27 protein-coding genes and 1 other annotated feature are annotated in these 24,101 nt (G+C 46.5%); of the genes, 12 read left to right on the top strand and 15 right to left on the bottom strand.

Features of this window, described 5'->3' with window-relative positions:
- The first annotated feature begins 8 nt into the window (after positions 1 to 8).
- From ETHHA_RS03065 to ETHHA_RS03100, 8 genes are all read left to right on the top strand, one after another.
- A complete protein-coding gene (locus ETHHA_RS03065; protein ID WP_013484547.1) occupies positions 9 to 536 on the top strand; it encodes a hypothetical protein in 528 nt (175 codons plus the stop codon).
- Between the two features lie 27 nt (positions 537 to 563).
- A complete protein-coding gene (locus ETHHA_RS03070; protein WP_013484548.1) occupies positions 564 to 1,490 on the top strand; it encodes an ABC transporter ATP-binding protein in 927 nt (308 codons plus the stop codon).
- Positions 1,483 to 2,529, top strand: coding sequence for an ABC transporter permease (locus ETHHA_RS03075; protein ID WP_013484549.1), 1,047 nt, complete (start codon positions 1,483 to 1,485; stop codon positions 2,527 to 2,529). The genes ETHHA_RS03070 and ETHHA_RS03075 overlap by 8 nt, the downstream gene beginning before the upstream one ends.
- A 142-nt stretch (positions 2,530 to 2,671) precedes the next feature.
- Positions 2,672 to 2,929, top strand: a binding site (T-box leader).
- A gap of 62 nt (positions 2,930 to 2,991) precedes the next feature.
- Complete coding sequence (locus ETHHA_RS03080; protein WP_013484550.1) at positions 2,992 to 4,194, top strand: aminotransferase-like domain-containing protein; 1,203 nt, start codon at positions 2,992 to 2,994, stop codon at positions 4,192 to 4,194.
- Between the two features lie 85 nt (positions 4,195 to 4,279).
- The gene (locus ETHHA_RS03085) at positions 4,280 to 4,651 is read left to right on the top strand and encodes a hypothetical protein (protein WP_013484551.1); all 372 of its coding nucleotides are present in this window, start codon (positions 4,280 to 4,282) and stop codon (positions 4,649 to 4,651) included.
- A 98-nt stretch (positions 4,652 to 4,749) separates the two neighbouring features.
- Positions 4,750 to 5,037, top strand: a complete 288-nt coding sequence (locus tag ETHHA_RS03090) for a hypothetical protein (RefSeq protein WP_041686617.1) — start codon at positions 4,750 to 4,752, stop codon at positions 5,035 to 5,037.
- 15 nt (positions 5,038 to 5,052) lie between these two features.
- On the top strand, positions 5,053 to 5,898 hold the full coding sequence (locus ETHHA_RS03095) for a sulfite exporter TauE/SafE family protein (protein ID WP_013484552.1): 846 nt from the start codon (positions 5,053 to 5,055) through the stop codon (positions 5,896 to 5,898).
- Positions 5,898 to 6,257: a DUF1634 domain-containing protein gene (locus ETHHA_RS03100; RefSeq protein WP_013484553.1), complete on the top strand. Its 360-nt coding sequence runs from the start codon at positions 5,898 to 5,900 to the stop codon at positions 6,255 to 6,257. Before ETHHA_RS03095 ends, ETHHA_RS03100 begins: the two co-directional genes overlap by 1 nt.
- A 25-nt stretch (positions 6,258 to 6,282) precedes the next feature.
- Here ETHHA_RS03100 and ETHHA_RS03105 read toward each other — a convergent pair whose 3' ends face one another.
- Positions 6,283 to 7,167 carry a LysR family transcriptional regulator gene (locus ETHHA_RS03105; RefSeq protein WP_013484554.1) on the bottom strand — a complete coding sequence of 295 codons (885 nt, stop codon included), beginning with the start codon at positions 7,165 to 7,167 and terminating at the stop codon, positions 6,283 to 6,285.
- Positions 7,168 to 7,276: 109 nt separating this feature from the next.
- Here ETHHA_RS03105 and ETHHA_RS03110 point away from each other — a divergent pair, with 109 nt between their 5' ends.
- A complete protein-coding gene (locus tag ETHHA_RS03110) occupies positions 7,277 to 8,269 on the top strand; it encodes a YeiH family protein (RefSeq protein ID WP_013484555.1) in 993 nt (330 codons plus the stop codon).
- Between the two features lie 158 nt (positions 8,270 to 8,427).
- Here ETHHA_RS03110 and ETHHA_RS03115 read toward each other — a convergent pair whose 3' ends face one another.
- The 6 genes from ETHHA_RS03115 to ETHHA_RS03135 all read right to left on the bottom strand — a co-directional run bounded on the left by ETHHA_RS03115 (position 8,428) and on the right by ETHHA_RS03135 (position 11,089).
- Complete coding sequence (locus ETHHA_RS03115) at positions 8,428 to 8,778, bottom strand: rhodanese-like domain-containing protein (RefSeq protein WP_013484556.1); 351 nt, start codon at positions 8,776 to 8,778, stop codon at positions 8,428 to 8,430.
- A gap of 19 nt (positions 8,779 to 8,797) precedes the next feature.
- The gene (gene trxA, locus ETHHA_RS03120) at positions 8,798 to 9,121 is read right to left on the bottom strand and encodes a thioredoxin (protein WP_013484557.1); all 324 of its coding nucleotides are present in this window, start codon (positions 9,119 to 9,121) and stop codon (positions 8,798 to 8,800) included.
- Between the two features lie 248 nt (positions 9,122 to 9,369).
- Positions 9,370 to 9,747: a C-GCAxxG-C-C family (seleno)protein gene (locus ETHHA_RS03125; protein ID WP_013484558.1), complete on the bottom strand. Its 378-nt coding sequence runs from the start codon at positions 9,745 to 9,747 to the stop codon at positions 9,370 to 9,372.
- 230 nt (positions 9,748 to 9,977) lie between these two features.
- A complete protein-coding gene (locus ETHHA_RS14345) occupies positions 9,978 to 10,550 on the bottom strand; it encodes a hypothetical protein (RefSeq protein WP_013484559.1) in 573 nt (190 codons plus the stop codon).
- Positions 10,551 to 10,658: 108 nt separating this feature from the next.
- On the bottom strand, positions 10,659 to 10,796 hold the full coding sequence (locus tag ETHHA_RS03130; protein WP_013484560.1) for a recombinase family protein: 138 nt from the start codon (positions 10,794 to 10,796) through the stop codon (positions 10,659 to 10,661).
- The gene (locus tag ETHHA_RS03135; protein WP_013484561.1) at positions 10,793 to 11,089 is read right to left on the bottom strand and encodes a hypothetical protein; all 297 of its coding nucleotides are present in this window, start codon (positions 11,087 to 11,089) and stop codon (positions 10,793 to 10,795) included. The genes ETHHA_RS03130 and ETHHA_RS03135 overlap by 4 nt, the downstream gene beginning before the upstream one ends.
- A 583-nt stretch (positions 11,090 to 11,672) precedes the next feature.
- On the opposite strand from ETHHA_RS03135, the gene tnpA reads away from it, so the two are divergent.
- The 3 genes from tnpA (at position 11,673) to tnpC (ending at position 13,980) form a co-directional block, all read left to right on the top strand.
- Positions 11,673 to 12,032 carry an IS66 family insertion sequence element accessory protein TnpA gene (gene tnpA, locus ETHHA_RS03140; protein WP_013484562.1) on the top strand — a complete coding sequence of 120 codons (360 nt, stop codon included), beginning with the start codon at positions 11,673 to 11,675 and terminating at the stop codon, positions 12,030 to 12,032.
- Positions 12,032 to 12,382 carry an IS66 family insertion sequence element accessory protein TnpB gene (gene tnpB, locus ETHHA_RS03145; protein WP_013484563.1) on the top strand — a complete coding sequence of 117 codons (351 nt, stop codon included), beginning with the start codon at positions 12,032 to 12,034 and terminating at the stop codon, positions 12,380 to 12,382. The genes tnpA and tnpB overlap by 1 nt, the downstream gene beginning before the upstream one ends.
- A gap of 65 nt (positions 12,383 to 12,447) precedes the next feature.
- Positions 12,448 to 13,980, top strand: coding sequence for an IS66 family transposase (gene tnpC / locus ETHHA_RS03150; RefSeq protein ID WP_013484564.1), 1,533 nt, complete (start codon positions 12,448 to 12,450; stop codon positions 13,978 to 13,980).
- 1,115 nt (positions 13,981 to 15,095) lie between these two features.
- Here the strand turns inward: tnpC and ETHHA_RS03155 are convergent.
- The 8 genes from ETHHA_RS03155 to ETHHA_RS03190 form a co-directional block, all read right to left on the bottom strand.
- Entirely contained in the window at positions 15,096 to 16,469 is a 1,374-nt protein-coding gene (locus ETHHA_RS03155) for a salicylate synthase (protein WP_013484565.1), read from the bottom strand.
- Between the two features lie 197 nt (positions 16,470 to 16,666).
- Positions 16,667 to 18,217 (bottom strand): benzoate-CoA ligase family protein, encoded by a 1,551-nt coding sequence (locus ETHHA_RS03160; RefSeq protein WP_013484566.1) that lies wholly within the window; start codon positions 18,215 to 18,217, stop codon positions 16,667 to 16,669.
- A 27-nt stretch (positions 18,218 to 18,244) separates the two neighbouring features.
- Entirely contained in the window at positions 18,245 to 18,493 is a 249-nt protein-coding gene (locus ETHHA_RS03165) for an acyl carrier protein (RefSeq protein ID WP_013484567.1), read from the bottom strand.
- A gap of 14 nt (positions 18,494 to 18,507) precedes the next feature.
- On the bottom strand, positions 18,508 to 19,692 hold the full coding sequence (locus ETHHA_RS03170) for an MFS transporter (protein ID WP_013484568.1): 1,185 nt from the start codon (positions 19,690 to 19,692) through the stop codon (positions 18,508 to 18,510).
- Positions 19,689 to 20,432 (bottom strand): alpha/beta hydrolase, encoded by a 744-nt coding sequence (locus tag ETHHA_RS03175; protein ID WP_013484569.1) that lies wholly within the window; start codon positions 20,430 to 20,432, stop codon positions 19,689 to 19,691. The genes ETHHA_RS03170 and ETHHA_RS03175 overlap by 4 nt, the downstream gene beginning before the upstream one ends.
- 11 nt (positions 20,433 to 20,443) lie before the next feature.
- Positions 20,444 to 21,886, bottom strand: a complete 1,443-nt coding sequence (locus tag ETHHA_RS03180; protein WP_013484570.1) for an aldehyde dehydrogenase family protein — start codon at positions 21,884 to 21,886, stop codon at positions 20,444 to 20,446.
- Positions 21,886 to 22,953, bottom strand: coding sequence for a hypothetical protein (locus ETHHA_RS03185; protein WP_013484571.1), 1,068 nt, complete (start codon positions 22,951 to 22,953; stop codon positions 21,886 to 21,888). Before ETHHA_RS03185 ends, ETHHA_RS03180 begins: the two co-directional genes overlap by 1 nt.
- A 47-nt stretch (positions 22,954 to 23,000) precedes the next feature.
- A complete protein-coding gene (locus ETHHA_RS03190) occupies positions 23,001 to 24,053 on the bottom strand; it encodes a DUF362 domain-containing protein (protein WP_013484572.1) in 1,053 nt (350 codons plus the stop codon).
- Between the last annotated feature and the right edge of the window lie 48 nt (positions 24,054 to 24,101).

A 24,101-nucleotide genomic window follows, 5' to 3' on the forward strand; every position in this document is an offset into this window, starting at 1 on the left:
AATTAGCTATGACAAAAGTAAAAGTGAAACCGGGCAAATGGCTCTATCTTATCGGGGTGCTGCTGATCGTGGTCGGTATCGTGGCGGCAATCGCCACCGCCGCAAGCGCAGGCATGACAGCCATGCAGAGCGCCACAAAAGTGGAGGTTCCCGGTACAAGCACCGTGCAGGTTGAGAAAGCCGGTATGTACTCCATCGCGTTTTATCTTTCGTCCGACGGCAAACCGGTGCTCGATACGTCCCCGTACAAGAACATGACGTTTGCACTTACAGACGCCGCCGGCAACTCTGTGAAAGTCACGAGCGCGGGCAAAGTATTTTCGTTCAATGCCACCAAGACGGGCGCCTACACGTTGGTCACCGCATATCCCGCCGGCAGCGGTCCCTCCGCGACGATGATGGTCATGCCGCTTTCCGGTATCAATGGCGCGCTTATCGGCGTGCTGTTCTGGGGCTTTGTCATCGCTGGCGTGGTTCTCATCATTGTTACGGCGGTGCTGCGCAGCAAAAACCGCAAAAAGCTGTCTGTGCAATAAGAACCATATGAAAAAGGAGGTGGCACTATGCCGGAAGCGGCTTTGTTGACCAAAAACCTGAGAAAAGACATCGGTTCCAAAACCATTGTGTCGGATATCAACCTGAACATTCATACGGGCGAGGTTTTCGGCTTTTTGGGGCCGAACGGCGCGGGCAAAACGACGACCATCCGTATGATCGTCGGCCTCAGCCGCATCACGCAGGGCGATATTTTCATCAATGGCCATTCGGTGCGCACGGCGTTCCGCGAAGCCATGTGCGACGTGGGCTGCATCGTGGAAAACCCGGAACTGTACAAGTACATGTCCGGGCTTGATAACCTGCGCATGTTTGCCCGGCTCTACGCCGGCATTACACAGGCGCGCATCGACGAGGTGGTCAAACTGGTCCATCTCGAAGACGCCATCCGCGGCAAAGTAAAGACCTATTCACTGGGCATGCGGCAACGGCTGGGCATCGCACAGGCGCTGCTCCACCGTCCGCGCCTGCTCATTCTGGACGAGCCGACCAACGGGTTGGACCCGGCGGGCATCCGGGAAATGCGCGGGCTGTTCCGCAGCCTGGCCGAGCAGGGGACGACGGTGTTCGTTTCCAGCCATATCCTTGCCGAGATGCAGCAGATGTGCGATCGCGTAGGCATCATCCACCATGGGCGAATGGTGACGGTAAAGACGGTGGACGAACTGGTTGACATGTCGCACAGCGGCGGCGTGCAACTGCTTGTCCGCACGGGCGACAACGGCAAGGCGCTTGCGTGCATCACGGAACTGAATATACAGGCCGGCATGGAAAAAGACGGCGTGCGCGTTTCCACCGAGCCGGCACGGGTGCCGGAGATCGTCCGCGCGCTGGTCGGCGCGCAGATCGACGTGTTTGCGCTGGATACGCAGGAGGCGCATTCGCTGGAAGACGTCTTCATCAAACTCACCGGGGAGGAACAGCAGAATGGGTAATTTTCTTTCGCTTGTTTTCGTGGAAAACACCAAGCTGTGGAAGCGCCTCTCCACCAAAATCATGCCGCTGATCCTGATCGGGTTGATTTTTGGCCTGGCTGCCCTGATGAAGGTGCAGACCACGATGGTGGAAACCTACTCGACAAGCGGGTCCTCCGGCCAGTCGCAGACCCAACAGGCGCTGCCCGGCGGTTGGAAGGCAGCGTTGGAGGCGACGGATAAATCCCTCCAGAGCGGCATCGACACAGCCGAGAAAAGCGATCGGCAATCGGAAAAGAACACTCTCGATCAGACAAAACGGCAGTTGGCCGAAAACAAGTATGATCTGAAAAACAATATCAAACCGGCCACGCTCAACAGCGACGGCACATTGAACACCAAAGCGGTGTCGAATTTCTGGGGGAATGTGTTCAGCGTCGGGGCCGGTTCGCTGGTCACGCTGTTTGCCATCATCGCCTGCACGGCTCTGGTCGCGGGGGAGTTCTCCGACGGCACGATGAAAACCGTAATTCCGCGCCCCTTTTCCCGCTGGCAGATTTTAACGGCCAAGCTGCTGGTGTCGGTCGGCTATACCGTCCTGCTCATGGTGCTTGCCAATCTGGTCGCGCTTGCGTCCACGGCCATCTTTTTCGGAACCGGCGGTGCGGGAGACCCGGTGCTGCTGTGGCTGGGCGGCAGCATCGTCCCCACGCCGGGCTTTGCGGCCTTCGCGCTGGTGACGCTGCTTGATCTGCTGGCCGCGCTGGTCTATTTGTTCCTGACCTTTGCACTGTCGGCGATTACCCGCTCGCGTGCGTTTGCGACGGGACTGTCCATCTTCCTGATGTTCGGCGGCAGCTTTACGCTGTTCCTTGCCTATAATTTCAATTGGGGCAAGTTTATCTTTTTCGCGGATACGGCGTTTTCCACCTTTATCCGGAACGGCGCGCCATTTTACGGCATCACACTGGGACTGGCGCTGCTCATCTGCGGCATCTACAGCGCCGGTTTCCTCGCGGCCTCTTATATCACCTTCAACAAGCGGGATATCGCGGGCTGACGGCAGCACACCGGCGGCTCGGGCTTGCAGAAATATCCGCGGGGCGCGACCAAAGAAAAATGGACGGCCCGGCGGATATTTTGCAATATTTTGATTGACAGATTGCATCGCAGGGATTACAATACAAACAGATGTGATAAGGGAAAAGGCTTTGAAAGGGAAGAGTACGCACGTTTGCCGGCGCAGAGAAGGGATGTTTGGTGAAAATCCCTGCGGCGGCGTGTGGAAAGTAGCCCCGGAGCTGTGAACTGAACGCGCTTCGCGCAAGTAGGCTTCATCGGGTGTCCGCCGTTACAGGGAACGCCGCATCGGCCTTGTGCCCGTGCGGGCAGAGTGTGCGTGCCTTTTCGGGCGCGCAAACATAGGTGGTACCGCGAAAGAATCAGCTTTCGTCCTATTGGTTTAGGACGAAAGCTTTTTTGTTGCCTGTTTGCAGCAGCCGACCGTTTGAAAGGAGAAAAGATGGAGACAGCGTTTGCGACGCGGATGCGTCATGTGAAGAAATCGTTTATCCGGGAGATTTTGAAAGTGACGGAGGACCCGTCGGTCATTTCGTTTGCGGGCGGACTTCCCAATCCGGCGTCGTTTCCCGTGGAGGCGGTGAGTCGGGCGGCGCAGGCCGTGTTGGCGGAGGACGGGGCGAGCGCCCTGCAATACAGCACGACGGAGGGCTTCCTGCCCCTGCGGGAATTTATCTGCGCGCGGTATGCCAAACGGTTTGGCCTGCATGTTTCCCCGGAGGAAATCCTTATTACAAACGGCTCCCAACAGGGGCTCGATCTCCTCGGAAAGATTTTTCTGGATGAAGGGGACGGCGTTCTGCTTGAAGCGCCCGGTTATCTGGGGGCCATTCAGGCGCTGTCGCTTTATCAGCCGCGCTTCTGCACCGTCCCGCTCCGGGAGGATGGGGTGAACATTTCCGCTCTGCGGGACACGCTGGACCGCTATGGACCCAAGCTGTTTTATGCCGTGCCGAATTTTCAGAACCCGTCCGGCCTGACCTATACAAAAGAGAACCGGGAAGCCGCCGCGGCGCTTCTCCGCCGGCATGCCACCCTTTTTATTGAAGACGACCCTTATGGTGAACTGCGCTTTGCGGGGGAAGAGACACCGTCCATGCGGCAGTTCTTAGGCGAACAGAGCATTCTGCTCGGTTCGTTTTCCAAGATCGTCGCGCCGGCCATGCGACTGGGCTGGATCTGTGCGAAACCGGAGATCATGGAAAAACTTGTCGTTGCCAAGCAGGCCTGCGACCTGCACACCAACACATTTGCGCAGCGTGTGGTGGCCCGTTATCTGGCTGATAACGATCTGGATGCGCACATCGCTGCTATCCGGCAAATGTATAAAGAGCGCAGCGACTGCATGGCGGACGCGATTGCGCGGTATTTTCCGCCGGAGGTGCGCTGCACCCGGCCGCAGGGCGGTATGTTCATGTGGGCGGAGCTGCCGCAGGGCATGTCCTCCATGGAACTGTTCAACGAAGCGTCCGCCATGCGAGTGGCGTTCGTACCGGGGGCGCCGTTCTATGTGGACCGCACGGATGCCCCGACCTTGCGCCTGAACTATACGAATTCCGACGAGGCGGCGATTGTCGAGGGCATCCGGCGGCTGGGGCGCGCGATGGATGAAATGCTGAACGGGCGCGTTTGCTGCGCCCAATAGGCGCGGAGGTGATGGCCGGTGCTTGCAAGGCGGCGCAACGGGCTGGTATACTGGATTTACCGACAAGTGGAAAGGATATGGACGGATGGACAGACAGCAGGACTACTTTGGTATCAACGTTATCCAATACTGCAAAGCGCACAATGCCTATGTGGACGAAAAGCTGGATGCCGGGGCGCACCTTGAAGAATTGCTGGAATGCCATGACCGAAAGATCCGTTGGCTGCAGCACGAGCGTTTGGTGCATCTGCTGGTTACCATATGGACGTCGCTGATCGTGCCGTTTCTCTTTTATCTGGAGCTCGCGGTCGTGTCCAATTTGTTGGTCGTGCTGCTGCTGCTCGGCTTGCTGGTGCTGTTGGGCTTTTATCTGTTCCATTACTTCCGGCTTGAAAACATGGTGCAGCACTGGTACAAAGTCTCCGATCGAATCCGCCGGAAGATGGAAAACCGATAAAGAGCCTGCTGCGGCTGCCTCGTGGTGTTCTGTACGCCGTGCCGGACTTCTCCCCAAGAACAGGCGCGGGTGGTTTGAACTGCACAGGAAAAACGGATATGGAAAGAAAAACGCCTCCCATTGCAGGAAAGCACGACGATGGGAGGTGTTTTCTTGGCTGGAAAAAGGGAATGCCGGTTCACCGCCGGGATGCGGAGAGTTTAAAAAGCAATCTTATTGCCATTTTGGTTAAAAGTCTGTATAATAGGATTGCCGGCGTCTGCTTGTATCATTGGAAACGGCCAATACCAAAATCAGGTATGTTTCAGTGTGCCTCGATTGAGAAACAGTATGCGGTAGAGGTGGAAACACACGGGCGGCACCGGGCATGGCCGAAGAATATCTGAATTGTACAGGGAGAGATGAGCGGTTTGTTTACGATTGTAGCTTTAAAAATATTTCTCATCGCCATATGCGCGGGCTTTTTAGGCTCGCTTTTGGGGCTTGGCGGCGGCATCATCATCACGCCCGCGCTGACTCTGCTGTTTGGGATCGATATCAAATATGCGGTGGGGGCCAGCATCGTTTCAGTTATCGCCACATCAAGCGGCGCGGCGGTCGCATATATCAAAGACAAAATCACCAATGTCCGCGTCGGGATGTTTCTGGAGATCGGCACAACGCTCGGGGCCATCACCGGCGCATTTTTAAGTGGTATCATCCACTCGCAATGGTTGTATATCATTTTTGGGCTGTTGCTGCTGTATTCATCGGTGATGATCCTCAAAAAATCGAAATCCGAACTGCCGCAACGTGTCGAGAACCACCCGGTAGCGCAAAAGCTGGCGCTGAACGGCGCGTATTATGACAAGGTGCTCGGGCGGCAGGTCGTTTACAATGTGGCCGGCGTTTACGGCGGCCTTGGCATGATGTATGTGGCCGGTGTTGTTTCCGGGCTGCTCGGCATCGGCAGCGGCATGTTCAAAGTCATGGCGATGGATCTGTTTATGAAACTGCCGTTGAAGGTATCCAGCGCCACCAGCAATTTTATGATCGGCGTGACTGCGGCGGCCAGCGCGGGCGTGTATTTTCTGCGAGGCGACATCGACCCCAAGATCGCTGCTCCGGTGGCACTTGGCGTGCTGCTCGGGGCCACGGTCGGCACGAGGGTGATGGAAAGGCTGAGAAGCCGGACGCTGCGGTACATTTTCGCACCCGTGCTTGTGGTTGTGTCCATTCAGATGATTGTGAAGGGGGTGCGGATGTGATGGAGAAACGAAAGCAAAGAGACATTGAAACGATGATCAGCCTGTCACTGAAAATCGGCGTTTTGTGCAGTGCTGCCATCATTGCGGCAGGTTTTCTGCTTTTTTTGTTCACGGGCCGCAGCGGATATGCCGGCGGCGCGTTTCCCACCGATCCGCTGTCGATCTTGCAGGGCATCGCCGCCTTTAAATCCTATGCGGTTATCCTCTCGGGGCTGTTCGTTCTGATTTTGACGCCGGTTTTCCGGGTCGGGTTTTCCATTTTTCTCTTTTTAAAAGAAAAAGACCATGCGTTCGTCAAAATCACAGCGCTTGTGTTTGCGATTTTGATTGTCAGCTTTCTGCTTGGCGCGGTAGAATGACCGCCATCGGGTCCGTTCCGACCGCTTATGTTCCCGCCGGGGCCGCCGCGCAAAAATCCATGAATGCGTGCATGGGTCCGGTGAGGTATTTGTTTTTATGATGGATGATTTTAAAGGTGCGCTCAAACCGCACGGAATCAACGGTTACGACGGAAAGTAAACCGGAGGCGATTTCATTTTCCGCCGAGCGTTTGGAAATCACAGAAACCCCGAGGTTTTCGGCCACAGCCATTTTGATGGTGTCGGCGTTGTTGCAGGTCCAGGTCGCTTTCCAGGAAAGCCCGTGCGCCGTCATCACGTCCTCAAATGTTTTCCGGGTGCCGCTCCCCTTTTCCCGGATGATGAATGCCTCGTTTTCGAGTTCATGCGGCGCGATCTTGGTAAGTCTCCCAAAACGGTGCTGTTTCCCGCAGACCAGCACCAGTTCATCCTGCATAAACGGTCGGCAGACGACATCCAACGAAGTGGTTTCCCCTTCCACGAGCCCGATGTCCACGCCATCCTGCAGAATCAGTTGCTCCACCTGTCGGGTGTTGTCTTCCACAACTTCAATGCGGGTTTCCGGGTGCTGTCGCATGAAAGCGGCCGCCAGCTTTGGAAGAACGCTGGCGCCCACGGTCACGCTCGCCCCGATTCGCATGACACTGTATTCGCGCAGGGCTTTCATGTCCTTTTCGATCTCGGCGTTCATGCCGAGCATATGGCGCGCATAACTCAAGAGCTTTTCTCCGGCCCGTGTGCGATATAATTTTCTGGAAAGCCGCTCAAACAGCCGGACATCATAATAGCGCTCCAGCTCGGCGACCGCCTGGCTGACCGCAGACTGCGACATGAAAAGGGACTGGGCTGCTGCGGTCATGTTCATGGTATCACAAACCGCGACAAAGATTTGAAAATGGCGTAAGGTCAACAGACCGTCCTCCTCTATATATAAGGTATTCTTATCAAGATAATTAAATACTAATATTTTACTTATTGATTGTCAAGCGGTATACTATTCCCTGTAAAGGGGAAGAAGTATGAAATCGGTTTTAAACAAATTGCCGGGCATCGGGCTTGCCGCTCTGCTTGCGATACCTGCCTGGCTCATCGGCAAAGCGTTTCCCATCGTCGGCAGTCCGGTGCTGGGGATCCTGTTCGGTATGATCGTTGCGTTTTGGAGACGGCCTGCCTTTTTGGATAACGGTATCCGGTACACCGCCCAAAAACTGTTGCAGTATTCCATTATTCTGCTGGGATTCGGCATGAACCTGTTCAACATTTTCAGAGTGGGCGGGCAAACGCTCCTGCTGATGGCGTTTACGTTGACGGCCACGTTCCTTACGGCGTTTGTTGCTGGAAGACTGCTGAAATTCGGCGGAAACACGCGCACACTCATTGGGGTCGGCACCGCCATCTGCGGCGGTTCGGCCATCGCCGCGACCGCACCGGTGATTCATGCCGAGCATGAGGAAGTGGCGCACTCCATTTCGACCATTTTTCTGTTCAATGTGATCGCCGCGTTTCTGTTCCCGTTTCTGGGGCATGTGCTTGGCATGAGTGACCACAATTTCGGCCTCTGGGCAGGCACCGCCGTGAACGATACCTCGTCCGTGGTGGCGGCGGGCTATACGTTCAGCAATGCGGCAGGCAATCTTGCTGTTATCGTAAAGCTGACCAGAACCTTGATGATCGTTCCCGTCACGCTGGTGCTGGCAATCTATACATCGCGCCATGCTGCCGGAAAATCGAAAAACAGTTATTCCATCGTCAGGATATTCCCGTGGTTTGTGCTGGGATTTATAGCGGCGGCTATTATCAATACATTCTGCCCGCTTCCGGGCGGCGCGGGGAAAGATCTTACACAGGTGGGACAGTTCGTTATCGTGATGGCAATGGCGGCTATCGGCATGAATACCAATGTGGTGAAGCTCGTAAAAAACGGGGCGAAACCGATTTTGTTTGGTTTCATCTGCTGGGCGGCCCTGTCGCTGACCTCCCTGGGCGTGCAATACGCATTGCTCAAAGGGTAGAGCATGCCGAGCCTGTAAGACGGAAAACCATGGCCGGAACGCCAGAATAGAAAAACAGCGGCAGGATACGAAGGACGTTTCCTGCCGCTGTTCTGATATAGAATTGACACACCCATTTTGCATGCCGGCCGCTAATCGCCCCGCAAGCCTGCCGAAAATCAGCGCGACCGGGTGCCTCGTTCCGTCTCATATGCCCATGAGCGGATGCCGCCCATGCTGCTCACATTGGTGTAACCCATGGCGGTGAGCAGGCTGCATGCCGAGGCGGCACGCGCGCCGCTCAGGCAGTAGACGATGATCTCCATATCCTTATCGTTGGCAACTTTGGAGATCTGGGACTGCAAGCGGTCCAGCGGCACGGAAACACTGTGCGGTATATGGACCTCCGCATACTCTTCAGGTGAGCGAACATCGAGCAGAAGGATGTTCTGGCCGGAAGCAAGGCGGTTTCTTGTTTCTTGGGGAGAAATGTCCCGATAAGCCTTTTTTCCAAACAATGATCCAAACATGATGAACCTCCCTATGGTTTCAAACAGTTGCCAGACGGAACATGGAAAGCAGCTCGGCTTTCGAAGTCACGCCGGTCCTGCGCCCGACGACCTTGCCACCTTTAAGAAAAACAAGTGTCGGGATGCTCATAACCGAAAACTGCGCGGCAAGCTCGGGGTTTTCGTCCACGTTCAGTTTGGCGATGACCGCGGAGCCCTCGAGTTCCTCCGCAAGTTCTTCGATGATGGGGGACTGCGCCCGGCAAGGTCCGCACCAGGATGCCCAAAAGTCGATCAGCACCGGCTTGTCGGCATTCAGGGCCGCATCTTTAAAATTACTGTTGTTTAATGTCAGAACCGACATGATGATCACCGATCCTTTCTTGATTTCGTTCTTAGTATACTGCGGGGCCTCCGGCATTTCCGTAACATGATCACCCACCCGGATTTTCCGGCAGAACAGCGGCAGAGGAAACGCAAAACGGGTTGTTCCGTCGTGCCGTACAGCTCGGTTTGCATGCCGTCGGCATCTCTGGGGGCGTCTGTTTCATACGTGCGGTCTATTGCTTTGGAGTTGATGCAAAGCGAGATTCCGTGTGGAAAGTATGAGAATTAGTCTTCGCAAACAGCATCACATAAAAATTCCGTGCCTTTTGCCACACAGCCTGCACAGGGCAGTTTTTTGGCCGCCCGAATCTCTTTGCAATAGATGGAACCGGCGTTTTTTACAAAGTGCTCTTTCAGGTCGTCTATTTTGTCGGCTTTTCCGGTTGCTTCCAGGAAGACTTTGGCGGCATACATTGCCCCGCATTCCCCATTCGGTGCTCTGCCGCCGCCGTACTGGATGAACTTTTCGGGATTGATATCGCGGATATGGAGTTCTTCGGTGAAGGTATTTGCGACTGCTTGTGCACAATTGGATTTTTTATATCCGTCAAGACCCGCAAAATATTTCTTTGATGTTTCAACCAGCTTGCTCTTGTTATCCATAAATCCAGTCACCTTTCTTAAGCATTGTTTGTCTTTATTATAGCATGTGTTCTTCGGCGCACTGTGATATTGTTACAAATGTGTTCCGGTCTGCGCCGACGTGACTGTAAAGCACAAATACTGCTCTTGTGTCCGGATGGAAGGATGAGACGGATTCCGCTGTGATATGCATGGATGTTGCAGATGATGCGATAAAGTATACGGCGGGCTGGCTTTCGCATGCGATGGTGTTACTGTTCGATTTCAAATTCCGCTTTCCATTTGTCGTTTTTCAACCAATCATATAATTGGCTGGATTGTATGTAATCTTCTTGTTTATTATCAACAACTTTAAGCACACCGGAAAGATAATGGCTGGTATACCCTGTCCCGTTGGATATCAGATACCACACAGGCTGTATCGTTATGGTATGTCGGTCATATGTATTTATGTTTAAAGCAGATGGTGCAATGTTTGCGTTAAAAATGGCGTCCGGGGAGGTTTGCGACGAAGGGATGACGCCATTATAGCCTTTCGCTTGTTTCAACCAAAACGCTATTTTAGATAAAGTCGAATGTGGGGATTTGGGAATCCACAGTATGGCAGCGGCTGAATCATCCACCACATGAATGGTTTTGATATTTGAAATGCTTTCCAATTCGGTAAAAGAAGAAGATTCCATTCTACTCGGCTCGGTCTGGGTTACCTTTATGGAGCTGATGTTCTGATTCGGGTGAATTTTTTTCTCACAACCTACTGTGAAATTTAAAGATGTTGTGAAAATCAGTACCAAACAGAATGACGCTTTCCTAGAGTTTTTCAATATGATCCTCCTTGTAACCATGAATGATGCATGTCGCCCCACGCTCTCCGTGTGGAGAGCAACTAACGCGCCTGCGTCTGAAAAGTGAACAAGATTGGTAAAATCCTTCTACTTGACCACCTTGGTCAGCAGTTTCTTCTGATTGCCGATACTGTAGCTTTCACCGTCCAGATTGTCATCGCGGGAAAGCCTCTCATAAAGAAATGCGGTTGTGTCGCGGGTTTTCTTTTTGCCCGACTGTTTCATAACGTTCTCCTTTCCGGCAGTCGGGCAGTATTTACAAGAACGGTATACCACATCCGGGTGCCGTTGTCACGTCTGTGACGGAGGGGCGATACCCTCCAGGCATCCGCCTGCATGAGCTTGACGAGGATTGTGCCGATGGTTTCGTTCCCGCTTATCTGAAAAAACGGCTCGACCATAAAGGCTTTGCCGTCCACCTGATATCTGGAGGCTCTTTCAAAAGGGCTGCGCCCGTTAGTGCCGGGCGGCCCGTAGGTTCCAGCGGTAAATGTCCGGTTGATATTTGGAATAGGCATCGTGCGTCCCCTCCTTTCGCTTTTTTCATCGGCATCACAGGAATGAGTTGGCTCCACAGGAGCAGAGCCAGCCCATGATCTCTAATGCCGATGTTCTGCCGTATTTGCCACGCTATTTCAGGTTGCGACCGGCTCAGCCGCATCATAGCTCCGCAATACCGTGCCGTGCCTTTGCCAAAGGTCGCGCGTACCGCAGGGTTCCCCCTCAAGTCCATGGAAGTCGTGAGAAAGTACCATTGTGTCCCGCGTGTATCATCGAGCCAGGTTTGCCAAAACCGGGTGGGAAAGTGCGTGGATCGCTCCGGCCTTTACCATTGTCGCGCCGCCTTTCCTTCGCTTGTTGCTTTCGCAGCCACGAGGGGTATGTACCTGAAATGCCGTATATTCAGTTATCGAGGTTCCGGTAGAGAGGAATTAAAAAGTCTCTCTACTTATCATGGATAGAGGCCCTATTTTGACTCTTTTTTAGTAACCGTCAAGACCGCGCGCACCTTGTAAGCATGGTGTCGGGGAAGGTACAATGAACTTCAAAAGGGTTCAAAACATGTAATGGAGTGTTTTGGACCAAATTGGAGTGAATAAAATGGATACGCAAAAAATCGCGAGGGAGTTCCGGCTATCAGAGTGGGGCGAGGCGGTAAAGGAGCGAATAGCTGGCGGGCAGAGCGTGGACGCATTTTGCGAAGAAAAAAACATCAGCAAGGCCACCTATTACTACAGGCAGAAAAAAGTACGGGAAGCTGCCTGCATGGAGCTTATGGAGAAACAAAAGCGCGGAACCGGGCTTGTGCCGGACGGCTGGACGCAGCTTACGGAAGCAAAATCTGTTACTGCCGGCGAAGGCACCCTAGACATTGAAATCGCCGGCTGCCATATCCTTGCAAATGCCCAAACCGACCTGGAATTGCTGGCGAGAGTCTGCCGCATCCTGAGATCGCTGTGATGCAGTTCGGAGAAAAACCTGTGTATCTTTGCTGTGGGTGCACGGATATGAGGAAATCGATCAACGGGCTAATGACGCTTGTGCAGCACAGTTTTTCTCTCGACCCTTTTGTCGACGCGCTGTTCGTGTTCTGCAACCGAAGCCGTGACCGCCTGAAAATACTGGAGTGGGACGGCGATGGCTTTTGGCTGTATTTCAAACGGCTGGAACGCGGACATTTCCGCTGGCCGTCGTCAGACGAGGAAACCACAATGACGCTGAACAGTGAGGAACTGTCTTGTCTGATCGATGGCGCAAGGCTGGAGAAAAAGCTTCGCCGCAGCGAAGTTCTTGAACACAATATTTCGTAACACATCGGGATACGAAAATGCCGTTTTTTCTTGATTCTATGCGGTTTTTCCGGTATAATTAGAGAATGGAAAAACAAGAAAAAACAATTGAAATACCGCTTTCTGTTTACGAGAATTTTCTCAAACAGGCGGAGCAGATTGCCGAGCTAAAACAGCAGATTCAGTGGCTGATGGAGCAATTCCGCCTGGCCAAACGTAAGCAATTCGGCGCGTCCAGTGAACAGACGGACAACGAACAATTATGTCTGTTTAACGAAGCAGAGCAAACCGCCGATTTGACCGTGCCAGAGCCGGAAACCACCGAGGTCAAGGCGCATTACCGCAGAAAGACGCGCCTGACCACCGACAAGTTGCCGGAAGATTTACCTGTTGAGACCATTGAACACGAGCTGCCGATCGAGGCGCGTATCTGTCCGGACTGCGGTTGTCCTCTGCACAAAATGGGGGAAGACATCCGTGAGGAACTGAAAATCATCCCGGCAAAAGCCGTGATTGTACGCCATGTACGGCACGTCTATGCCTGCCGCCACTGCGAGGAGTCCTCTGATCGTGTGCCGATTGTCAAGGCGGAGATGCCAAAACCCGTCATCAAGGGAGGGTTCGCATCACCCGAATCCGTCGCCCATATCGCCGTGCAAAAATTTGTGATGGGCAGCCCGCTTTATCGGCAAGAGCAGGAGTGGGCGCAAAGCGGCATTCTGCTCTCACGTCAAACCATGTCCAACTGGCTCATCAGAGCCTGTGAAGATTGGCTGGAGCCAATTTATCAGGAAATGAAGCGACAGCTATGCAATCATCAAGTCCTTCACGCAGACGAAACCACCCTTCAGGTGCTGCATGAGGACGGCAAGCCCGCCCAGAGTAAAAGTTACATGTGGCTTTATCGTACAAGCGGCGAGGCTAAGCGCCAGATTGTGCTGTATGACTACCAGCGGGATCGAAAGCATATCCGTCCGAAAGACTTCTTAGAGGATTTTTCAGGTTTTCTCCATGCAGATGGTTATGACGGATACCACAAGCTGCCTGACCGAATCACCGTGGTGGGCTGTTGGGCGCATCTGCGTCGGAAATTTGACGAAGCGCTGCAAACACTGCCGAAGGATAAACGGAAATCGTCTGACGCCGCAAAGGGGATTGCTTACTGTGACAGGCTGTTTCATTTGGAGAAACAGTTCACTTTGCTGACCCCGGAAGATCGTTTGAAGGAACGCGAACAGCAAAGTAAACCGGTGGTTGAGGCGTTCTACGCCTGGGTCGGATCGCTCCGGGAACTGCCTAAAACCCTGATGGGTAAAGCAATCCATTATGCACAGTCACAGCGCATGTATCTTGTGCGGTATCTGTTGGACGGACGGCTGGAAATCAGTAACAATCGCGCGGAAAACGCCATTCGACCTTTTGTAATGGGACGGAAGAACTGGCTGTTTTCCAACACGCCAAACGGTGCAAAAGCCAGCGCAATCTATTACAGCTTGATCGTCTCTGCCAGGGAGAATGGTCTTGTGCCTTTTGAGTACCTCACAAAGATTTTCACCGAAGCGCCCAATGGCGCGGATGTTGAAAACCTCATGCCTTGGGGGGCGTGCCCGTTGATTTGACGGTTACCTTTTTTAAAAGGATTTTCTAAGTATTAAAAAAGATCCAGTCCGCGGGATGGACATGCAAATTACCTTTTTCGACATACCTTCTGCTTTCGCAATGGCTGTATTACTGATCTCCATGAAATAATGAGCAAAAACACGCCGAGCCTGTTTTTCCGACAAAGAAGCAAAAGCGGATAGAAGCGTTTCTCAGCGGCCTCGCGTTCATAAGTTTCCTCGGTAGACGGCTCTTTGCGAATAATGTGGTTTTCAATTCCATCGTCTATGTCGAGTGAGTATTGAGCATGGTTGTAGTATCTGCGCCGCTGGAATGCCATCTCGTCTCGTTTCGACACAATAAATACCTCGCCACTTCGTCTGGGACTTCGATGAAACTGTCGGATGCATAGAGAGAAGGGGAATAGTCCCGTAGATTGGCCATTTTCATTTTGATTCCTCCGTTTTGATCGACCTGGATGGAACGAGCCAAAACGGAAAAGGTGGTGAGCGGTAGCCGGGATATTCCGCTGCGGTGTATGGGTCAAAATGGGCAGAAAAAATGCCGGGCAGCGAGTTTACAACCTGCGGCTCGACATTTTTCGACTCTGTTGAGAATAAAATATTGTTCAACGTAGAAACTGCACTTTTGAATTTATAAACATATCCATTTTTGCCTTTTTACAACAGGAGCATATTGCTGCGACCAAGTATAAATCAGATAATAGAAATAATGACGTCGTCACGACTATGACAATTACCACAGTAATACTAGTCGGTAAGAAGATGATTGGTTGAATCAGGAAAAGCGCATGGATATTTCTTTCTCTAATACAAAGCCATTGAAGCATCTTCCACACCTTTTTTTGTCTCTACAGGGATATTTATTGTCAGCTATCAAGGCCCGTGTATCACAGGCAAAAAGCACCGATGACGATCAGATAAGCCAATCTCGTGAATTTGCTGTCCCATTTCACGTACAGGCTACTTGTGAAAATAGGGGTATCCAATTTTACCGAAGAGTAAGGTGACATGTAATTTAATTTCGTCTTGAAATACCATCTTGTTCTCCGAAATTAGCAACATGAATAATGGTATCTTGCCGACGGAAAATACATATACACGGTTTACTTCGATTATATTACGCCACTATCTGTAACGAGCCACTTTGTTACACTTCTCAACTTCTCACATGTTTCTTCAAGTTCTCTTTCAGGATTTGACATTTCTACAATTCCGGCACCTGCCCGCAGCCAAGTATCATCGACTGTTTGAAAAACGGTTCGCAAGACCAACGCTGCATCCATAGTACCAGTAATATCATATGTTAGTACACAACCGCTATATAAATTTCTTGGATCATTCTCTAATCTTCCAATAGCTTCAATTGCTTCAAGCTTGGGAATGCCTGATGCCGTAACTGCTGGGAAAAGCATGTTAAGTGCATGCCATGCATTACAGCCGTTCTTTAAGTGCCCCACTAATCTGGAACCCAGATGTTGAACTGTCCCTCTTTTTATCACAGACATATATTTGGACACTGCAACAGATCCAGGTATACATACTCGATTTAGTTCTTCAAATGCTAATTTAACTGAAATTGCATGTTCGGCAATTTCTTTAGGATCACATAATAATTCCCTTTCTAATTTCTGGTTCATCTCGTAATCATCTTTCACCAACGCGCGCGTTCCCGCCAATGGAAAAGTGGACACGATAGAGTTCGAATTTACTTCCACTACAGTCTCCGGGCTAAAACCTAAAACTTGCATTTGATCCCAGCTAATAAGGTATGAACGTTCCGGATTATTCGCTATCCGTCCGTATACATAGCTAAGAGGCATATTTAATCTACTGTCAATGGATATTTTTCTCGACATTATCGCTTTCTGATATTTATTATTCTGAATTTCCTTAATACATTCCCTTACAATATTTTTATAGTATTCAGCATTTTTATCCAATAATTGATTATCGTCCAACAGCGAAACATTTGAGGATTTTATATTTATCAATAAATTTTCATAATCCTTTATAATGTAAGCAAGAGTTTCTTTTTCTTTTAGTAATTCCTCTTCGCTATGTGTCTTAATTTCCAATTTATCTACATTCAATTCATATTCGATTTCTGGAAGAAAAAGTCGTATGAGAGCCTTGCTTTCATTCCCTAGTGGTACATGGTAATTATGACGCGCTAGGCCAAAATTGCACACACCATAGAATCTCCACCCGTCTTGTCCGGCGTAAATGCAAACATTTTGCAGGGTATCACTTAATACTCCTGTTTCATATAATTTCTTACCGTCGGCGCTGAATAAAGTGACATATTCATCCGTTACAGAAATTTCCGCATGAATTCCGATTCCAATTGATATTTTGTTGCCATTCTCATATAATATATAATTCGATTGGTTATGACTTTGGCAAATCACTGCGGCTAATATATACGGATTTTCTGCCATATTTTTTACTTGGCATTTATAATTGAAAGACGTGTTTTCATTAGACATAAAGAATCCCCTCTCATTATAGGCGGAAGATTGATGTTCTAATTCTTGATATAAACCTTGGAAATATAATTAACATCTATCCCGATGTTTTATAAATATCCTGCTTGTGAAATCAGCGAAAGACGGTCGGCTTCAAAGTCACATCTGTGAGTTGCCTGTAGTGACATTATGGGCGTTCAAGCAATCATGATCATTAATTATTGGGACTTGATTTGCTTAAGCCTGATCCTGTCGATTTTTTCCGTTGGCCCCATCGGTATTTCACTTACAAAACTATACTTAGTAGGGCATTTAAAATGGTCAATATTTGATTTCATATATCGTGTAAGTTCTTTAACTAAATCGTTGCCCGGTAGTATGGATGGCTCTAAAACCACATAGGCAACAATTTGCGTCAATTCTTCTTGGCTTACTTCATCATCAACTGCTGCTTGGCGAACTTTGGGGTGTTTAAGTAAAATATTTTCTATTTCATGAGCCTCAACCCACATTCCGTTGACTTTAAATAAGTCTATGCATCTTCCAGCATACCAGAAATATCCATCTTTATCTTGATAAAATTTATCACCCGTCCGCATTGAGTTTCCAAACATGACTTTTTGATTTTCTTCGTGCCTGTTCCAATAACCAAGCATAAGACTTTCGCCACTTACCAATAAGTCACCAATGACACCAACAGGCACAGGGGTGTTATTTGCGTCGACTACTTGAACCTTGTATCCTGGGACCTCCAGACCCGTGCTCCCAGGTTTGACTTTTCCGAATTGATTGGAAATAAAAACATGTAACAACTCTGTTGTTCCCATGCCTTCGATGATTTCGACGCCGAATCGTTCTTTCCAGCTATTCCATAATGCCATTGGTAATACTTCACCAGCGCTGTACATGATTCTCATGGGATTTGTGTCAATTAATGCAATATCCGCTATATGTAATAATGAGGAGTAAATCGTTGGTACACCAAAAAATATTGATGGTTTATATTCATTTATAGTATTAACAATTTCGAATGCGTTGTTACTATCACTTAAAATGGAAGTTGCGCCTACCCCGAATGTAAGAAAAGTTGAATTGCCTAAACCATATGCAAATGGCAATTTTGCAACAGAATAGACAATATCATCCTCCGTTATATTCAATATGCCTTTACCAAACAATTCGATGCATATGACTATATCATGGTGCATGTGGAGAACGCCTTTTGGCCTACCACTACTCCCTGATGTATACATCCAAAATGCAATATCATCGCGTGACGTGGAGGAGGTTTCTAATTGTTCTGAGCACGATTCCACTGTTGAAAGAAAATTGTTATTAGTGTTATCGTCAATAATTATTATGTGCTGAAGCCAAGGTGTATCAATTGCTCCCAATTTGCTTTTCCACTCTTTATTTGTAATTAGTGCATGAACTCTACTGTCCTTAATAATGTACCGAATATCATTCGGCTTTAATCGAGTGTTTATAAGGATTGGAACAATCCCAACTCGTATCGCCCCTAATAACGCAAAAACATATTCAGGCTGGTCTGGGAGCAAAATGGCGATTCTTTGTTCCATTACAATTTGCATATTTTGTAATGCATTTCCATATTTGCAGACATACCTTTCAATATCTGAGTACGTGTATTTACTATTTGCATAGTATAGAGCAATTTTATCGCCTCGAAATTTTTCTATGTTACATGTGCGAATTAGATATTCACTTACATTAAATTTTTCCGGCAAATTAGAATATATATTTTCCATATCTTTATTCCCCCAACAACATACATCTCATTTTGCAGATCCTTTGCTATTCACCAACTGACATATTTCTCCCAGCGTAATATCATTGGAAATTTTATATAGCAATGAAACATCAAAATCAAAAGCGTTTTTCAATGCTAATACGACCTCAATGATTTCACTAGAATCCAGTCCAAGGTCAGAGTGAACTTTTGCAGACTCTTTAATTTTATCACTTTCAATTCCCAAATCAATCAAAGTCGCTTTTATAATTTTCAGTTCAGAATAAGTGCTCATGCTCACACATCCTTTCAATTCCCATCATTTTGATTGCTGATAATCTCATTTGTTTCAACCACAAAAATTCGTATAATCAAACTGGCTGATAATGCTGCAACTGAACATATAAGGGTGGAAACAAAAAAAGTTAATCCATTTATAGTAATACCAACTATTGCACTTCCAGATGCTGTTCCAGCCCACATAAAGGAGTTGTTTAATGACATTACAGTGCCGCGTGAGCTACTGCTCAGTTGGGTCACAATCACTTGCATTATAGCAAAGGAGGCCCCACCTGCGGCTAACCAAACAAAAACGTCTATTCCAGCTAATATTATGTTAAAAGAAGAGAACGAAAGTATAAAAAGAGATGCAACCATTATTAATGTTGATATGGATACAAATTTTTTCTTCCCTACTTTATTGCTTAAGACACCGGCCAACTGCATGCCAATTAAATTCCCGACTCCTGCAATAATTAAAAACAGACCCGACATTGAAGTATTCAGTTTAAAAGTTTTATTTAACCAATATCCCAGAAAAGTGTATAATCCAAAATTTGCGAAAGCGACAAAAAATGTTGTCAAAAAGCTAAAAACAATATTCCGTTGCAGAAATACTTTTTTAAAAGAAATAAAATAATTTTGCTTGTTCACGGCCGATCCGGACATAGGCAAAAACGCGAGAATGAGAACGACTACTACTATGGCAATAGATCCGAGTACATAAAAAGCTTGTTGCCAACTCATAAACTGGGCTAACGCTGAGCCAGCAGGGACCCCAATAATCATACCTAAGGATAGTGCAGAAGCTATAACGGCAGTAACTTTACTACGCTCGGCATCAGAAAAATAATCGCCTATATATGACCATACGTTCGGAGCGGCGAATGCTGCCCCAGCTCCAGTCAGTGCTCTTGCGACAAGAGTGATCGCAAACACAGAAGTTAATCCGGTTGCTATGGATGCCAGTGCAAAAACAGCCATCCCAACAAGAATCATTTTTTTCCTGCCAATCATATCTGACAGAGGGCCCATAAAAATTGATACCAACACATAAAACAACGAATAAGCGGTTACTAAATATCCAGAAGTTCCGGCAGCTACGTTTAGCGTTTTCGAGATAAGTGGAATGAAAGGGGAGATAATAAATGTGTCACATCCTATTAGAAAAAAAACTGCGAATAAAAGTACCGTAACAAGTATTTTTTTATTCAAGTGGAATACCACCTTTCTTTTTTCTGATTAATCCACCATACAAGAATCTCGTTAATGTTATTATATAGATACGGAGAAGTATGCTGACCTTGATTAAAAATAAAAACATTTTTTTCGCAGCACGTATGTAGAAATGTTTTAATCAAAGACTCTACAGGAGAGATCTCATCTTTTTCAAAATGCACTAATAGTATCGGAAGTCCTGGAAGCTTTTTTATTATTTCTCTTACATCGTGATCCAAAAAAAATTGGCGTAAACGTTCAGTATCCATACGTACATTATGACCACCTTTATGTTCCTCCATATTTTGTATGGTTAAATTCCATATTTCAGGCGACATAACCCATTCCGGTGTTATCGACATACCAAAAACGCCTATTATATTTTTGCGTTTTGCAGCAGCATGAAATGAAAAAAGCCCTCCCATGCACTGCCCCCCTAGAATAACTGGTAGCTCTAAAGAAAAAAGAGATTGTACATAGTCTATTGCTGTATATAAATCATAAATAGTCTCGTAATTTGCCATTCCATCACTTTTTCCATGTCCACGGAAATCAAAAGTAAAGACATGATTTCCACTTTTGCAAATGGCTATAGCTTTTTTTTCAAGCCATTCCTTTTTACCGCCCAAATCATGTGACAAAACGACAATGCTTTTGTTAATGTTATCCTCGTTTGTATAAAGTTTCCCGCTCAATTCTATGTCATTACAGCTAAAGCTAACATCTTCAATTTCCAACTTTATCACTCCTATGTAGTTGGATTTTCAATTGCCGTTTGGTCAATTACAAAAGCTTTTTCCATATATAAGAACCGACTAAGGTATTCCTCATGTGGATTTGAGAAATCCATGTGATTCGTGGGAAGTCCTTTAAAAAGTTTTTTGTTGGAACACGAGAAGAGAAAGCGATTTAGCAGATCATTATCATTCGATAATAAAGATAATGATAGTGATTCAAAAGGAACTTCAAAGTATTCTCCATTGCAGTTGTCAATAAAAGTTACAAAAGGAAATGGAAGTTCAGCCCCAATATCATTTTTGTTGCGCATATTTGATTCGGTTTGATAAAGTATTGTTGGTAAAATATATGTAACCCCATTCAGTGTCGTCATTCTCGAAAAATCACGATACTTTTCTGTAATATCAATATAGCCATTCTGAATCATTTTTTCTACATAGTTGTTATATGATTCAGCGATTACATGAGATTTGATTGCCCCTATAGTTGCTTCTCTGTTTAATGGATCAAATAGCCCAACCTCTGATATTGATTTCGCCAGCAGCTCTGACAGCTCTGCTCCATTTCCGATAAAAAACACAGTGCTAGCATTTATGCAGCCACGTCCACTGGATTCGCACATAGATGTAAGAATTGTATTAATTACCTTATTCTTATGTTTATGATAATACTCTTCGTCTACTATAACTGCGCTACGGCCCGGCCCAAAAACCTTTATGCTGTTTTCGATGTATTTTTCTTTTATCTTGGAATCTCCAAAAAGCATTGAAAGATCTGTAGAATCAATCAGTGTATCGATTCCAGAATGTTGGCTTGGTATAAACGTAAAATTACATTTAGGAAAACCTGCCTCAATTAAGCATTGAATTAACCTATACGGTGTAAAAGGATCATCATCTGAGGGACGTAAAACCACAGGATAACCGAGGGCTACAGCGAGCAACCATAAATTGTTAACGTTAGGGTGGTTCGAAGGAGTCATTACGAACAGATTGTTTGCTCGGGGTACCCAAGCTATTGTCTTATTCTGAATATAATAATAACCTCTTTCTAGAGCTTCAATATCTCCATTCGGAATTTGCGGCCTTAATGCATCCTCTATATTTTCCATTAAATCGCTTAATTGGTCAATTGAATTGATTATTACAGAGAAAGGCATGCCAGTGGATAAAGAAACTAGCGTTGCATATTCGTTTTGATCAATAACCTCGCCTCCCATTTTTATTTTGCCTTTTTGAAATAATTTTGATGCAGTTTTGAATATGTCGATAACTTTCTTTACCGAAAAATGGCGATATAGATTCGTTGTTTTCAAATCTGGTTTCAGCATCCACTTTAATACATTTTCATCTATATGCATCAATTCTGCGATTTCTTTTCCAGTGTATGAATACAGCTTAATAAAATCGCCATTATAATCTTCATTTCCATTGATAATCGCACTAATTTTCATTAGTAGACCCCCTCGATTATCGCATCCTTCATTTTTTCATATAGTGCAACATCAGAAACACCATCCCAGGCATATTCATCTGTTCCGGGTATACGAATAGCTTCATCTCTCTCAAGGAGATTTGGAATAAAATAATCCTTGTTCAAAACCGTAATGCATATACGACCTTTTTGGTAATAATCGACGCACTCTTTCCAAGAATTATCATTTACAACTTTCAAAGTGAAATATGGGAAAAAACCATAATAACGAACACCAGTACTCTCCTTGTATCCAACGCTAGGGGCAACCCCCATCAATGTGTTTCCATAGCTAATGCAAAGAGGAATGTCCTTTGTAATATTACTCTTTAAAAATTTATAAAATGGGCCGGTAACATGAGTCCCGCCAATAATAATACCTTTAATATTTTTAAATGACACTTTACTGGCAAGTTCAGGAAGTAGCTTGGGAGTTGTCATAATACAAGAAATGTTTTGTGTGTTCAGTATATTGACGGCTTGGAGAATGACATGATCTATATATTGTTGAGTTCCTCTTTTGTCATTTTCTTTCACCATCACTTTTATCCATCTCGTATCAATATCTACGAAATAGCATAAACCACCTCCACGTATTTTTGCGATTTCAGCCGTCGTATGTCCAACGACATGTGGTCCGGACGGGCCGAGGTGAAGCCAATTTCCTTTCTGCGGAAAGTTATGTTTGTCGAGTGAAAAGGATATCCATTCTGCTAATTTCTTTCTGTATTCACAATCAATTATACGTTTGGGATCCCCTAACGTTCCACCGGTTTCAAAAACTCTTAAAGCAATATTGTTGTTTTTATATCCACGCGGAATTAAACTATCAACAGGAACTGCTTTCAAGTCTTCGTCGTTGAATACGCCGAACATTTCAAGATCTTGAAATGTTTTTATTTTTTGAATTGGATCAAATCCTAATTCTTTTATTTTGTTGAGCCAATAATCACATCCTGTGTCTTCACTAAAATGCCAAGAAATAATCTTTCTAGTCCATTCATCCAAATCCACATTTCTGTTAAAAAAAGGTTGGAAAACCGTCATGTCTATCCACTCCATTCTTTTTGACAAATATTAAGTCTTTAAAAAATTCAATTTTTAAATATGTGTTTTGTTTCTGGAAATAGTTTTATGAAATCTTCTTTTTTACTTATTTCATAACCATCAGTATTTTTGTCAAATGATATCATGCCGATTTCGCATAGTCCCTGTAAAAGTTTTGGAGTGTTTCTTTTTGTTTGTTCGGGGACATCCATTAATCGAAGAATTGAATTGACATCGGATTTTGGATGTTTTAATAAAATATAAGAAATTTGATAAATCAAGGTAGGATATGTCTTGAAATTTTTCACAGTTGGATAATTTCCGGAGACTTCAATATTATGGATAGAGTGTCCCATTTGTGTTTCAATAGCATTTTTTAAATATTTTACCGAGAACGGATCAACTCCAATAAATTTAGAAGCGATATAATCAACCTCTACGACATTATCTCCTGTCATAAATATTCCAGCGCCAACAGGGTTTCCGAAAATTGGGCCTTGACCTTCTAATGCCTGAATTCCATCGACTATTGTAAGGTTTGGCCTAAACTCTTTTAGCAATGCGACAAGTAAATCATGTATATAAAGATGGTATTGGGATTTATTTTTAACGGAAAGAAGACCGAATAGATTCTTCATGCCTACGGAAATTTTCGCATATATATGAGCTTTTAATACAGGAATATTTATAAGATAATCAAAGTTTTTTAGTAAATCTGCAAAGTCTATATTGTACTCTTTTTCGAGGCCTTTTATTTTTCTTGTTGATGTTTTTTCTTCGCTTAAGTTTACTAGGCTCGTGTTTGGATAATCTGAAAGAAAACTTGGATTCCATACTTTTATGTTGTCTTTGAAATCAGAGCTTGTGGTATCCGATTCGACGATATATACATTTTTAAATCTTGATAAAGCATTTAGCGCCCCTTTGATTATCTCATGATGAGTAGTGACCCCCGACTCGGGTGAAAAAGGCGCACAAATATTAGGTTTTATTATGATCTTGCTTTCCTGTGCAAGATTTCTAGTGTATGATTCCACTATGTTTTCCACGATATTTTCTACTTCTTGTAAGTCGTCAACCTTTTCAATAAGCACTCCCATAATGATATCTCCCTTTTCTTTGTCCGATACTTTAGATGAAAATTTATT

This window comes from Ethanoligenens harbinense YUAN-3 (assembly GCF_000178115.2).
Taxonomy (GTDB): domain Bacteria; phylum Bacillota; class Clostridia; order Oscillospirales; family Ethanoligenentaceae; genus Ethanoligenens; species Ethanoligenens harbinense.